Annotated in this window: 8 protein-coding genes, 1 pseudogene and 2 riboswitches; of the genes and pseudogenes, 4 read left to right on the top strand and 5 right to left on the bottom strand. The window is 65.7% G+C overall.

Annotated features, from left to right (window positions below; translation table 11 throughout):
- Positions 1 to 1,502: pseudogene (locus tag ACTHQX_RS10920) on the bottom strand (glycine dehydrogenase (aminomethyl-transferring)); the annotation flags it as partial.
- Positions 1,503 to 1,650: 148 nt separating this feature from the next.
- Positions 1,651 to 1,751, bottom strand: a riboswitch (glycine riboswitch).
- 204 nt (positions 1,752 to 1,955) lie between these two features.
- Positions 1,956 to 2,053, top strand: a riboswitch (glycine riboswitch).
- A gap of 145 nt (positions 2,054 to 2,198) precedes the next feature.
- Between ACTHQX_RS10920 and cycA the strand changes: the two are divergent.
- Genes cycA through ACTHQX_RS10905 form a run of 3 tightly spaced genes read left to right on the top strand, consistent with a single transcriptional unit; the run spans position 2,199 to position 5,495 of the window.
- Positions 2,199 to 3,698 carry a D-serine/D-alanine/glycine transporter gene (gene cycA / locus ACTHQX_RS10915; RefSeq protein WP_440157546.1) on the top strand — a complete coding sequence of 500 codons (1,500 nt, stop codon included), beginning with the start codon at positions 2,199 to 2,201 and terminating at the stop codon, positions 3,696 to 3,698.
- Entirely contained in the window at positions 3,698 to 4,654 is a 957-nt protein-coding gene (gene purU, locus ACTHQX_RS10910) for a formyltetrahydrofolate deformylase (RefSeq protein ID WP_440157567.1), read from the top strand. Before cycA ends, purU begins: the two co-directional genes overlap by 1 nt.
- A gap of 31 nt (positions 4,655 to 4,685) precedes the next feature.
- On the top strand, positions 4,686 to 5,495 hold the full coding sequence (locus ACTHQX_RS10905) for a methylenetetrahydrofolate reductase (RefSeq protein ID WP_440157544.1): 810 nt from the start codon (positions 4,686 to 4,688) through the stop codon (positions 5,493 to 5,495).
- A gap of 516 nt (positions 5,496 to 6,011) precedes the next feature.
- On the opposite strand, the gene ACTHQX_RS10900 is transcribed toward ACTHQX_RS10905, so the two are convergent.
- From ACTHQX_RS10900 to ACTHQX_RS10885, 4 genes are all read right to left on the bottom strand, one after another.
- Entirely contained in the window at positions 6,012 to 7,301 is a 1,290-nt protein-coding gene (locus ACTHQX_RS10900) for an ammonium transporter (protein WP_440157542.1), read from the bottom strand.
- Positions 7,302 to 7,536: 235 nt separating this feature from the next.
- Positions 7,537 to 8,718 carry a hypothetical protein gene (locus ACTHQX_RS10895; RefSeq protein WP_440157540.1) on the bottom strand — a complete coding sequence of 394 codons (1,182 nt, stop codon included), beginning with the start codon at positions 8,716 to 8,718 and terminating at the stop codon, positions 7,537 to 7,539.
- Positions 8,715 to 10,925 carry a multicopper oxidase family protein gene (locus ACTHQX_RS10890; RefSeq protein ID WP_440157538.1) on the bottom strand — a complete coding sequence of 737 codons (2,211 nt, stop codon included), beginning with the start codon at positions 10,923 to 10,925 and terminating at the stop codon, positions 8,715 to 8,717. The genes ACTHQX_RS10895 and ACTHQX_RS10890 overlap by 4 nt, the downstream gene beginning before the upstream one ends.
- A 309-nt stretch (positions 10,926 to 11,234) precedes the next feature.
- Positions 11,235 to 12,800, bottom strand: coding sequence for an FG-GAP-like repeat-containing protein (locus tag ACTHQX_RS10885; protein WP_440157536.1), 1,566 nt, complete (start codon positions 12,798 to 12,800; stop codon positions 11,235 to 11,237).
- A gap of 129 nt (positions 12,801 to 12,929) precedes the next feature.
- Between ACTHQX_RS10885 and ACTHQX_RS10880 the strand changes: the two genes are divergently transcribed.
- Positions 12,930 to 13,940, top strand: coding sequence for a LacI family DNA-binding transcriptional regulator (locus ACTHQX_RS10880; RefSeq protein ID WP_440174576.1), 1,011 nt, complete (start codon positions 12,930 to 12,932; stop codon positions 13,938 to 13,940).
- The last annotated feature ends 10 nt before the right edge of the window (positions 13,941 to 13,950 follow it).

Genomic DNA, 13,950 nt, shown 5'->3' with positions numbered 1-13,950 from the left:
GAGCCCAGCGGGATCATGGTCCGGTCCAGCGCCAGGTCGCGGTCGGAGAGCTTACGGATGTAGCGCAACAGCTGGGTCTCGGAGCGGTGCGTGTTGAACACCGGGTGCTGCAGGTATGCGGAGGTGCGCCGCACGGCTTGCGGAAGTTCGAAGCCCACTGCGTCCCCTACGGGACCGGCGCCGAAGGCGACGGCCACGGCGGACAGCACCTCCGCCGTCGTCGTCTCATCAATGGAGACGCCAACGGTGTCCGCATCGATGAGGCGCAGGTTGATCCCCCGGGCCTCCGCGGCGGTGATGACCTTGTGGGCCTTGCCGGGCACCCGCACAGTGAGGGTGTCGAAGAAGGAGTCGCTGACCAGTTCACGGCCCGCCGTCTTGAGCGCGGTGGCGAGGACGCGGGCGTTGTTGTGGACGGTCTCGGCGATTGCCTTCAGGCCGTCGGGGCCGTGGTAAACGGCGTAGAAGGAAGACACGATGGCCAGCAGCGCCTGGGCGGTGCAGATGTTGGACGTCGCCTTCTCCCGGCGGATGTGCTGCTCGCGGGTCTGGAGGGCCAGCCGGTAGGCGGGCGCGCCAGCGTTGTCCTTGGAGACGCCGACGATGCGGCCCGGGAGCGTGCGCTCCATGCCGGCCCGCACCGCCATGTAGGCGGCATGCGGGCCGCCGAAGAACAGCGGAACCCCGAGGCGCTGGGCGGTTCCGACGGCGATGTCCGCACCCTGCTCGCCCGGAGGCGTGATCAGGGTCAGAGCCAGCAGGTCAGCGGCCACCGTCACCAGCGCGCCGCGCTCCTTGGCGGCCGCGATGACGCCGGTCTGGTCCCACACCCGGCCCGAAACGCCGGGCTGCTGGAGGACGACGCCGTTGATGTCGCCGTCGGGCAGTCCCTGGGACAGGTCCGCCACCTCCACTTCGAAGCCGAGGGCTTCGGCGCGGCCCAGCACGATCGCGATGGTCTGGGGGAGGCAGTCGGAGTCCAGGACCGTCTTGCCGTCCTTGGCCTGTTTGTTCTTGTTGGCCCGGCGCATGAGCAGCACAGCCTCGGCCACCGCCGTCGCTTCATCCAGGAGCGACGCGTTGGCGACCGGCAGTGCGGTCAAATCCTGGACCATCGTCTGGAAGTTCAGCAGCGCCTCCAGCCGGCCCTGCGAGATCTCCGGCTGGTACGGCGTGTACGCGGTGTACCAGGCGGGGGCTTCAAGGACGTTGCGCCGGATCACCGGCGGCGTGACAGTGTCGTAGTAGCCCTGGCCGATCATCTGCACGCCGGTCTTGTTCTTGGCGGCCAGGCGGCGAAGCTCCGCCAGGACCTCAACTTCGCTCAGGGCGGCGGTGAGCAGCAGGGGGTTCTCCTGGCGGATGGACGCCGGAACGGCGGTATCCACGAGGCCGTCGACCGTGTCATAGCCGACAGTCTTGAGCATGGTGTCGATATCGGCCTGGCGCCGGGCGCCGATATGCCGGTCGGCAAAGGTTGATGGAAGAGATTGAATCGTCATGAGGAACTCCAGGTCTGGCCGGCCACGTGTGGCACGGCATGGATTGGGTTCCTCCCCGCTCTGTATTGGACCTGAGAGATTCCGCGGACATGATTCTCCGCTTGCACCGTCGGTGAGCCCGGTTACCCGAACTGCTTTCCAGAGTTGCCTAGCCGCGGCGGTACGGGGGCCTGAGAGATTCCTGGGGAGGATTTGCTCCTACGGCGCCTGCCCGGTGAATGACTGGGAGGACTCTCCCGCCACGGTTCGAAAGGCTATGAAGATGTGGGGTGATTCGGCTCACAGGTTACGGGACAATTCCGCCCAGACCAAATCGGAGGTCCCCGTTTGACATTTCTTCGTGACGGAGACCACACTGATCCGGTGGCCAGCGGGGCTGCACTGACCGGCCCGGGCCGGCAAGACGGCCGCCGCCGGCACACATAAATTTTTTTAAATAACTGAAAATGCTTACGATCTGCGGCGGGAGAGCCCTGCCGGTACGTTCAGCAGGCGCCGTAGGAGCAAACCCTCCCCAGGAAACTCTCAGGCCCACGTACCGCCGCGGCGAGGCAACTCTGGAAAGCAGGCAGGCACGTCCTGTCTCACCGACGGTGCAAGCGGAAGACCATGTCCGCGGAATCTCTCAGGTCCAAGACAGAGTGGGGAGGAACCGAATCAGTGTGGCTATTGGCCACTTGAACGATGGAGTTCCTTATGACGATTCATCCCCCTGCCTCCCCAGCCGGTTCCTCAGCCGGTGAGGCTCCCCGCCTGGAGCGGCAGCTGAGCAACCGGCACATCCAGCTGATCGCCATCGGCGGTGCCATTGGCACGGGCCTGTTCATGGGCTCCGGCAAGACCATTTCCGCGGCCGGGCCGTCCGTGATCTTCGTGTACATGATCATCGGCTTCATGCTCTTTTTCGTCATGCGGGCCATGGGCGAGATCCTGCTGAGCAACCTGAACTACAAGTCCTTCAGCGACTTCGCCGCCGACCTGCTGGGGCCGTGGGCGGGGTTCTTCACCGGATGGACCTACTGGTTCTGCTGGGTGATCACAGGCATTGCGGACGTCATCGCCATCGCCGGGTACTCCCGCGAGCTCTGGCCGGGATTGCCCCTCTGGATCCCGGGCCTGGCCACCGTGGCCATCCTGCTGCTGCTGAACCTCACCACAGTCAAGGCATTCGGCGAAACAGAGTTCTGGTTCGCCCTCATCAAAATCATCGCCATCGCCGCCCTGATCATCGTGGGCATGTTCATGATCTTCAGTGGTTTCCAGAGCGACGCCGGACAGGCAAGCTTCACCAACCTGTGGAGCCATGGCGGCTTCTTCCCCAATGAATTCATGGGTTTTGTGGCCGGCTTCCAGATCGCTGTGTTCGCTTTTGTGGGCATCGAACTGGTGGGCACCACGGCCGCAGAGGCCAAGAACCCGGAGAGGAACCTTCCCAAGGCCATCAACTCCATCCCGATCCGTGTGCTGCTCTTCTACGTGGGTGCCCTCATCATCCTGATGTCCGTCACGCCCTGGACCCAGTTCGCCGCCGGCCACAGCCCGTTCATTGCGATGTTCTCGCTGGCCGGACTCGGGGCCGCCGCCACGGTGGTCAACCTCGTGGTGCTGACCTCGGCGATGTCCTCGGCCAACTCCGGAATCTACTCCACCTCCCGCATGGTCTACGGACTGGCGCAGGAAGGCGACGCGCCCGCCGCCTTCGGCAGCCTGTCCCGCCGCAAGGTACCCAACAACGCCCTGTTCCTGTCCTGCGTGCTGCTGCTCTCCGGCGTAGTGCTCATGTACGCCGGCCAGGACGTCGGCAAGGCGTTCGACATGGTCACCACCGTTTCGGCCGTTTGCTTCGTCTTCGTTTGGTCGATCATCCTTGCCAGCTACATCGCTTTCCGGCGCCGTCGCCCGCACCTGCACACCGCCTCCAAGTTCAAGATGCCCGGCGGCATCCCCATGGTGTGGGTGGTCTTCGCGTTCTTCGCCTTCGTGCTGTGGACCCTGACCACCCAGCCCGACACCCTGACCGCACTGCTGGTTACCCCCGTCTGGTTCGTCCTGCTCGGTGCGGCCTGGCTGGTTCTGCGCCGCCGGCCCGCGCACCTGGCCCGCTACGCGGCCTTCCAGGATGAACTACAGGCTGAGGAGACCGCCGCCCGCGAGCATGGGAGCCGGCATCTCGAGGAGAAGGAAAGCGTCAAGTGATGATCAGGACCGAGGAAAGGCCGACGGCGGCGGCCCGGGCCCGCGGGGCCCAGACTCCCGATGCCGGCGGGGAGTTTGTGCTCACCTTCCATTGCCCGGACTCGCTGGGAATAGTCCAGTCGGTCGCGGATTTCCTGCTCAAGCAGGAGTGCTACATCGTTGACCTCAAGCAGTTCGGCGACCGGACCGCGGGGCATTTCTTCATGAGGGTCCACTTCGCCTCGACGAGTGACGCGACAGGTGACACGGCAGGTGACACCGCCGCCGTCGAACAGCCCGCCGTCGAACAGCTCCGAGACAGCTTCGCACCGCTGGCAGGTCAATGGAGCATGGACTGGCGTCTGGAGCGCCACGGCCGCAAGCAACGGATCCTGGTGATGGTGTCCAAATACGATCACTGCCTCAACGACCTGCTGGTCCGCGCCCGCAACGGCGAGCTGCCGGTGGAGATAGCGGCGGTGGTGTCCAACCACCCTGACCTGGAAGGGCTCGCAGCCTGGCACGGGGTCCCGTTCCACCACATCCCCGTGACGCCGGAGACCAAAGCCGAAGCGGAGGCCGAGCTGCTTGGACTGGTGGATGACTATGAAGTTGAGCTGGTGGTCCTGGCCCGCTACATGCAGGTTCTCAGCGACTCGGCCACCGCCCGGCTCGCCGGCAGGGCCATCAACATCCACCACTCCTTCCTGCCCAGCTTCAAGGGTGCCAAACCGTACCACCAGGCGCATGAGCGCGGAGTGAAGACTGTCGGCGCCACGGCCCATTACGTGAATTCAGAGCTTGATGAGGGACCGATCATTGCGCAGCAGGTGATTGAGGTCGACCACACCTACACTCCCGCGGACCTGGTGTCCGTGGGCAAGGACGCGGAGTGCAAGGCCCTGACGAATGCTGTTCGCTGGCACGCCGAAGGAAGAATCATCCTGTCCGGGAACCGCACGGTCATCCTCCGCTGACAAGCCCATCCAACCAGACCTGGAGTTGCTCATGACGAACCAATTGCCGGTGCGCCTGGAGATCATTCCCACCGACGGCATTGTTGCCGAAGTACAGACGCACGTTTCAGCCGGATCAACGCTGACGGTAACCTGCCTCCCGCACCACGGGGTCAAGGCCACCGTGGGGGCCTCGGTCCAGCTTGGCCAGCTGGGCTACAAGGTGATTCCACACCTGGCCGCCCGGAGCATCGATAGCCGGGCGCAGCTGGCCGGCATGCTCCGTGACTGCGAGGCTGCGGGGATTACGGAGGTTTTCGCGATCGGAGGTGACGCTCCGGAGCCCGCCGGTCCCTACGGCAACAGCAGCCGGCTCATGGAGGACATTGCCGACCTGACCGGCGGGTCCATGGCCATCGGTGTCGCCGGATATCCCGAAGGCCATCCGAAACACAACGAGCTGCAGATGCTCGATGCACTGCTGGAGAAGCAGCATCTGGCCTCGAACGTGGTGACCCAGATGTGCTTTTCGGCGCCCAGGATCGGCTGGTACACGGAAATGCTGCGGCGCGAAGGCCTCGATCTCCCGATCTGGGCTGGGGTGGCCGGGGCCGTTCCGCGGGCCAAGCTGATCTCGCTGGCCACCAAAATCGGGGTCGGCCCGTCGCTGAAGTTCCTGAACCGGAAAGGCCCCCTGGCCCGCAGGCTCCTGAACGCGGGCAGCTACTCATCCAGGTCCCTGGTTTCCGAACTGGCCACCATGGAACCTGCACTTGCGGGCATCCACCTCTACACGTTCAACAACGTCGAAACCCAGCCGGCGATGAACTGGAACCTCCCCGCGGGCGCCAAAGCCTCCTAACCAAAGGCCGCAACCAGAGCGCGAACGTACACTCGTGGCCCCTTTCCCGCCGCGGAAGGGAAGCCACAACTGTACGTTCGCGTTTTTTCTGGTCTCAACATCTTGCATCTTGGGCTGAAACCCCAATCACCCTAGACGGTGGCGTCACAGAACACGCCTGCCTCGGCGTCTGACTGCGCACCAGTGGAGTTCTTGTCCAGATATTGGGCCCAAAACGCCGCGCAACCCGCGATATCTGGACAAAATCTCCCATCCGTTGCTCCGTAGGTGCCGTTTTGGAGCGTGAAAAGGGCACCCACGGAGCAATCAACGGGGTTAACTACAGGAGCAGCTCGCCGACGGTCAGCTGCAGCCGGATCGCGTCGCCAGCCTCGTCCGACCCGCGGCTGCCCCGGCCAAGTACCTGTACCTGAACACCGGGTAAGCCGCGCAGTTCGACCTCGCCGCCGACCCCGAGACCGTAGGGCCGTTGGCGTTCACAAAGGATCTGGCCGTCGTCCCTGCAGAGGATCCGGTTCAGGACGGGCGTGCGGCGCCCAGGTTCACCGGGTCTTCGTCTGTCAGGTAGGCGAATTCCGCGTGGGCCGCGAGGTCGATGCCGCGGAGCTCGTCCTCTTCGTGGATGCGCAGCCCCATGGCCATGTCCACCACCTTGGCAATCACCCAGGTCATGCCGAAGGAGTAGGTCAGCACGGCAACGGTCGCGACTGACTGAATGCCCAGCTGCTGCAGGCCGCCGCCGTACAGCAGGCCGCTGACGCCGTTGGGCGCGCTGCTGGTGGCGAAGATGCCGATGAGGAGCGTGCCGATGATGCCGCCCACGAGGTGCACGCCCACCACGTCCAGTGAGTCGTCGAAGCCAAGGCGGAACTTCCATTCGATCGCCAGCGAGCAGACAGCACCGGCGATCGCGCCGATGGCCACGGCGCCCAGCGGACTGACAGCGCCGCAGGCAGGAGTGATGGCCACAAGCGCGGCGATCAGGCCTGAGGCGGCGCCCATGCTGGTGGTGGCCCCGTGCCTGATCCGTTCAGCGAGTGCCCAGGCGAGCAGCCCCGCCGCGGCGGCCACCGCGGTGTTGAGGAACACCACGGACGCGGCGTGCCCGGCGGACAGCGCAGAGCCTGCGTTGAAGCCGAACCAGCCAATCCAGAGCAGGCCCGCGCCCACCAGCACCAGGGGCCGGCTGTGCGGCTTGGAGTGTTCCATCTTGGGCCAGCCGGAGCTGCGGCCCAGGACCAGGGCCAGGGCGAGGGCGGCGGCGCCGGCGTTCATGTGCACTGCTGTTCCGCCGGCGTAGTCGATGGCCTTGATGCCATTGGCGATCCAGCCACCGGTCACCGAGCCGTCCGCGGAGTTGAACGCAAAGACCCAGTGCGCGATGGGAAAGTAGACCAGCGTGGCCCAGACGCCGGCAAACACCATCCAGGCGCCGAACTTCATGCGCCCGGCGGCCGCACCGGCAACCAGGGCGGTGGTGACGCAGGCGAAGAACAGCTGGAAGGACGTGAACAGCGCTGCCGGCAGGGCGGCATCGGGATTATCCTTCAGCATCGGCTCGAGGCCTGCATACTGCGTGACGTCCCCTATCAGGCCCAGGCCGTTCACGGAATTGCCAAAGGCCATCGAGTATCCAAACAGTGCCCACAGCACGGCCACCAGGCTGGCTCCGCCGAAGCACATCATCATCATGTTCAGGATCCGGCGGGACCCCACCATGCCCCCATAGAAGAGGGCCAGGGCGGGAATCATCATGCACACCAGTGCGGAACTTGCGAGGATCCAGGCAACATCTCCAGCGTTCATTTCGAACTCCACTCAGAAAATCGGTGGGTGGCATTTTGCTGAGACCCGGACGAATGCCGTTAGTCCCCACAACATAGGACTCCGGAAACCGCGGTAGGTTTCGGGCATGTAAATTGCTTGTTACCACTGTTGGCAGTCACCGCTTTTGCTCGTTAAAACGACGGCGGCGGGGCCCCCGTCAGGGCCCGCCGCCGTCGCGTCTGTGTTGGATCACGTTGTGTAGAAAAGCGCGCTCCTAATGCGTGACGCTGTGGGTGCTGTTTCCTGAGGTATCCACATCGACCAGCCAGCCGGGCACGGCGCCTGCCACGCCCAAGGATCCAATGGCGATCACCCCCACCACCGCCAGCGCACGGAGGTGGGCGGACGCCGTCGTCTGCCTCTCCGGCCCGCCGGTTTCCCTGCGCCTGGCGCGGAGCAGGACGACGGCGATCGCCAGGGTGCCCAGCTCGAGGAGGCAGGCGGCCACATCGGCGAGGCCAACAGGCTCGGGCACATTGGGGTTGGGGCCGAAGGGGAGCCCTGACGCGCGGGACCACGCCCACAAAACCGGCGGCACCACGGAGGCAACCGCGACGGCACCGATGACATTCACACCGGGCCGTCGCAGCAGCAGGACGCCGCCGGCCACCTCTGCCAGCGCCAGGGCAAGGAAGAAGACGCTGGCCACCACCCAGTGATTGAAGTGGTCCGGTATGACCGCGAGATGGATGGCGGCGCAACCGAGCAGTGCCACCGCCGCCATCGTCTGCCTGAGGTTCGTGGCGCCTGTCCCGCCGCGGGTTCGGCCGCCTGTCCACGCGGGGCGCAGGACATCCTTCCGCCGCCCCTTCTGCCTCCGGCTGACGTCCAGCCGCCCGCCCCGGATCGCCACAGTCCACCCGGTCACCACGAGGTTGGTGAGCAGGAGCAGGCCGACGCCATAGCCAAAGGCGGCCAGCTGCAGCCCCAGGGAGGCCTGATCCAGCTGTTCCACGGACTGGACGGAGGACGCGTGGTGGAGGGAGCCCATGAGGTCGTGCTGCAGGGCGTAGTCCCAGGCTTCACTGGCAGCCAGTATGACGGTCCCGGCCAATGTGCCGGCGGCGGCAACCAGCAGGGCGGTTGTCAGGAAGGCCTTCTTGCCGGCCAGTACCGGCCCGAACCACCGCAGCGCCAGCGTCACGGCGGCGAGGACCGCCAGGACAAAGGCCGGCAGCAGCACGGTTGATTCCCGAAGCCAGCTCGTAAAGGGCTCCTGGGTGCGCTCGATGGCCCCCACAGCGCCGCGGAGCGACACCATCCAGAACCCGTCGGCGTAGGCCATCATCGCCGCCAGCGGGATGACCGTCAGCCACGGGACCGCGGGGCGGGCCGGCGCCGAAGCGCCGGTCCCGCTGCTGCTCCGGTGGGCGGTGCCCGCGGGGGCCGCTGTCATGGCGTGATCTCCCAGCCAAACATCATGGCGTGGTCCTCGTGTGCCAGGTTGTGGCAGTGCGCCACGTACGGTCCCACAAAGTCCCTGAAGCCGCGGTAGATGATCACCGACTCGCCGGGATCCAGGGCCACCAAGTCCTCACGCGACACATCGTCCGGATGGCCCTTGTCGCCGCCGCGGGTCACGTCCCTGTTGTTCCGCATGACGGTCCGGTGTTCCTCCATGTGCAGGTGGAACGGATGGACCCAGCCGCCGCCGCCGTTGCGGATCTCCCAGAGGTTGAAGCTGCCCTTCTTCTGCTGCGCAAGCGGTGAGCGGCCGGCGCGGTTCTTCATGCTCGTCGCCACGGTGTTCGGGGTGAAGGGCTTGCCGTTGATGAGCCACTCGGTTTCGCCGCCGCCCGAGCCGCGTTCCACCTCGAAGATCAGGCGGTTGTCCAGCATGGTCTGCCAGTTGCTCGGCAGCGGCGGAAGATCGCGCATCTTCGTGGGGATCTTGCTGTCATCGGGAGCGTCGTCGCCGATCACGATCTTCAGTACGGGCACCTTGTAATTCGGGTCAGGCGAGAACCGGGAGGAGTTGCTCCACATCCGGCCGTTTGGCATCTTCATGACGTTCGTCAGGTAGATGACGTCGCCCTTGGTGGTGGGCGTACCGTCCTGGTACCGGCTGAAGTCCACCACCACTTCACGCCGCTTTGCCGGCCACAGCTCGAAGGAATCGCGCTTGATCGGGAACGGCAGCAGGCCGCCGTCGGACGCGATCTGGGTGAACTGCATGCACTGCTGGGCGTCCGGGATCCTGTACTGGCCCTCCAGTTCGTCGCCCTTGTAGCCGAGGGATACGGCTGTCTTGGGGCCCTTGGTGGAACTCATGAGCTTGAACTCGTAGATGCGGGCGATGGATGCGTCGAGGAAGCGGAAGCGGTACTTGCGCCGCTTCACCTCCAGCACCGGATTGGCGGTTCCGTTCACAGTGAAGATGTCGCCCACGAAGCCGTGGTTGGGGAAGTGCTTGTAGAACGTCTTGCCCCACCATTCGGGGTGCTTGGCCGGGTTCTTGGCGTCCGGGAACTCCTTCTGTACGTCGTGGATGTCCTTGTGCATGGTGACGCCGTCGTCCAGCCTGCAGTCGTAGAAGGCCAGCGGAATGTCGTAGTCGACGTCGAAGGATCCGTCCGGGTTGTCCTTGCGGACGCCGGGGAGCCGCAAACCCTTGGTCTCATCGCCCATGTCCATGCTGCCCTTCGGGTCATAGATGGGGTAGAGGCCCACCATGCCCTTGTAGACATTGGACCCCGTGTGGTCCATCCGGTGGTCGTGGAACCAAAAGAAGCTCTGCTTCTCGCGGTCGTCATTGCCGGCCGGCCAGTTCAGGTACAGGTTGTCGCAGAATGTCCCCGGCAGGTAGCCCTCATACTTGGGCCCAGAGACCATCGAGTAGTGCGGATTGCCGTCGCTCTCGGGCGCGGTGTGGCCGTTGTGCAGGTGGGTCAGGAAGGACCAGTCGGGCGAACCGAAGTCCTGGCGGTCCAGCCCCTTTTCGTTCTTATCCAACTGGTTCTCGAACCGGACCAGCACAGGCTTGCCATACTCTGCGTTGATCATCGGCCCGGGAAAGGTCCCGTTGAAGCTGTAGATGGTGCTGTATGGCAGCTTCCTGATTGTGCCGGCCGGGTAGGTCTTGCCCTTGTCGTCGAACGAGATTGTGGGCCGGCCGTTGGCGTCGATGGGCAGCACTTCCGACTTGGTGAATGCGTGCTCGCCCAGTTTTACATCGATCTTGTACACGAGAGGGTCGGGGGATCCGATCTGATTCGGCCAGATCTGATGCCGCTCATTCTTGAACGAGCTCTGCTGTCCCTGGCCGGGGCCGGGCGGTTCGTCCCATTCGGTGTAGCCCTTGGTGGAGCCATCACCCACGGCCGGCGTGGGAGCCAAGGCCTTGGGAATGGTCAGCTCCTCGTCGAACGGCTTCAAAATCAGCGGGCTGGTGGGGAACGATTCCACGTAGAACAGCAGGTCCCCGAGTGCGGTGGACGAGGCCGCGAACGCGCCGTCGGGCGACAGGAGCCCTTTCTGCGCAAGCAGGGGGCCCGCCCAGCCCTGCGCGGCCACGAGGGCCGCCCCGGCGCCTCCGGCCGCGCCCAGCCGCAAGATATTGCGGCGGGACACTTCGTTTGTGGGTTTTGCGGATTCTTCTGACATGGGTATGCGCCTCCTTCGGGGCAAAAAAGATGGCCTGGTGGGCCCCGGCATTAGAGCTGTCTCAGGGTCGTGTCCTGGCGGTTTCTTCACCGGGAAGTCCTGGCTTTGCGGAAGCCGGTTGCGCCTGTCGTTGCCCCGCGCAACTACTGTGCGGGCCGGGGCTTGGGAAAACATTGGACGAATGCGGTGCATACCCCCTCAATGAGACGGGTATGAGGGGGTGGCCGTTCCAAGGCCGCGGCCAAGTGAACAAAGAGCACGGGCCGGAAAACCGGGGTTGCTGGTTAAACGTTGAATCAGAAGCCCGGGCTAGAAGAGCGGGGCGAGCCCGTTCCACCCGGCGCCGATGCGCACCCGGGAGGCGAACTGGCCAGTGCCGAGCCCGGGGTAGAGCCACAGGACGCCGGCGGCGTCGCGCGCCAGCAGGTCCGGGTTGCGGTCGCCGTTGAAGTCGCCGGGACTTACGACGGCGGTCATGACGTTCCAGCCGGCACCCACCCGGACGCGGGGGAGCCAGCCGCCCGTACCCGTGCCGCGGTACAGCCACAGGACGCCGGTGGCGCGCTCGCGGGCCAAGACGTCGACGCTGCCGTCGCCGTTCATGTCGCCCGGGCCCACCAGGGCGTTGAAGATGTTCCAGCCGGAGCCCACGCGGGTCCGCGGCAGGAAGCCGCCCGTGCCGTTGCCGCGGTACAGCCAGAGAAAACCGGTGGCAGACTCTCGGGCAAGGATGTCCACACGCTGGTCACCGCTGAAATCACCCGGCCCGATGATGGCGCTGATGGCGTTCCAGCCGGCGCCGATCCTGGTCCGGGCAAGGAATCCGCCGGTGCCGTTGCCGCGGTACAGCCAGAGGATGCCGGTGGCATCCTCCCGGGCGAGGACGTCCAGCGCGCCGTCGCCGTTGAGGTCGCCGGGAGTCTCAAGGGCGCTGTAGCCCCGCCAGCCGTTACTGATCGGCACGCCGGGGAGCGGACTGCCGCGGCCGTTCCCCCGATACAGCCGCAGTTCAGCCGTCGCCGTGACCCGGGCCAGAATGTCCGTGTTCCAGTCCCCGTTGAAGTCGGCCGTCGAGCGGGACAGGGTGGACGCCGGAACCGGCAGGGGAGTGAAAGCGTAGGGGTCACAGGTCAGGTCGTAGTCCCGGGTGTCGTCGTACCACTGGGAAAGGTACACGCGGCCGCCGGAGAAGCTTGGGGTGCGGCAAAGATTCAGGGCTTCTGCGGGGAAATCCAGCCGTCCGGCGGTGGCCCACACTGGAACGCCGGAGAGCCGCCAGGAACCGGTGATGCTGGCCCAGCCCGAAGCGAACGAGTACAGGCCATAGGAATAGCCGGAATCCCGCAGCCCGCGCATGAGGCCCTCGATGATGTACCGGTTTTCGCGCTGCTGCGCCGCGCTCGCAGTGGGCCAAGGCTGGGCCGGGCGTGGTTCGACGTCGATCCACACCACGCGCGGCGCAAACGGCACCCGCGCCAGGCTTGCAACAGCAAACCGTGCTTCGGCGTAGCCGACGTTGGAAAGCTGCCCCGCCCGGGTGGCTGCCGACCACGGTCCCGAGGACCGGTGGGCGGTGAGCTGGGCGACCGTCGGGAAGGCGGCCATGGTGTAGGCCTGGGCCGGTTTCCGGTTGCTGGACGCCCACGCAACCTGGCTGGCCAGGCACGGGTTCTCCGTGAAGGGCAGTCCCTTCGTCAGGCCGATCACCACGAACTGGGACGCCGCCGGCGGGAGGGGCAGGCCAAAGCCGCCCACCGACGTCGGGCACTGGGGCCAGGAGATGTCATGGCCGTTGAGTGAAACTGCGCGTGCGGGAGCGGCGCCGGGCAGGTATCCAAGGAGGAAAGCGAGCAGGAGCAGGAGGCCCGTCAGCATGTGCCGTGCGGAAGATCCGGCCCCAGAATGATGAACTTTTCTGTCCATCGCCAGCGCTCCTTTGCTCCCATCAGTTTACGTCCGTCGCGTCTATTCGTGCTTCCGGCTTGGGTCGCGCACAATTACCCCATGGCAAAAACCAGTGCCCGGATGCCCCGGCTTGAGGATGTGGCTGAGCGTGCGGGAGTCTCGCACCAGACCGTGTCGCGGGTGATCAACAACCACCCCAACGTCAGCAAGGCCACGCGTGAGCGCGTCGAGGCGGCCATTGCCGAGCTGGGTTACCGGCGCAACACCGCGGCGCGGAGCCTGGTGACCCGGAAGTCGCAGACCATAGGAGTGCTGGGCAGCGAGCTTTCCCAGTACGGTCCGGCCAACACCTTGCTGGGCGTTGAGCATGCCGCGCGCGATGCCGGCTACTTCGTCAGCATCGCTGCCCTGCGGGCAGTGAGCCGCGAGGCCATCTTCGATGCCATCCGGCACTTCCTGGATCAGTCGGTGGACGGCATTGTGGTGATCGTGCCGCATTCCGAGACGCTCCTTGCCCTCGAGGAACTGAAACCCGGGGTGCCCGTGGTGGCCGTGGGATCGCTGGGCAGCGAGTCGGTGAGCGGCGCCATGGTGGACCAGAAGCGGGGGGCCGAGCTCGCCGTCGGGCATTTGATTGAGCAGGGCCACCGCCGGATCGGCCACATTGCCGGCCCGCAGGACTGGATCGACGCCGTGGCGCGCGCCGAGGGCTGGAGCGCAGCCCTGCGCGCGGCCGGCCTGGATGACAATCTTGTGGTCGAGGGCGACTGGAGCGCCGGCAGCGGCTATGAGATCGGGCGGAAGCTGGCCGCGGAGCGGACCGCAACGGCGCTCTTCGTGGGCAATGACCAGATGTCCCTGGGCTTGCTCCGCGCCTTCAGCGAGGCGGGCGTCCGCGTGCCCGAGGACGTCTCGGTGGTGGGCTTTGACGACCAGCCGGAGTCGGGCTATTTCACGCCACCCCTCACCACCGTGCGGCAGGACTTCGAGGAGCTCGGCCGGCGCTGCATGGATCTGATGCTGAGCGCCATCGAGAAGGGGGACACGGTGAGCACCACGGTGGTTGAGCCTGAACTCGTGGTCCGCGGGAGTACCGCCGCCCCTGCCTGAGGGCAGGAAG

It is taken from the genome of Arthrobacter sp. SAFR-023 (assembly GCF_051965295.1).
In the GTDB taxonomy this organism is placed as follows: domain Bacteria; phylum Actinomycetota; class Actinomycetes; order Actinomycetales; family Micrococcaceae; genus Arthrobacter.
Note: the sequence above shows the minus strand (reverse complement) of the source record. Positions and strands in the feature narration are given on the sequence as shown.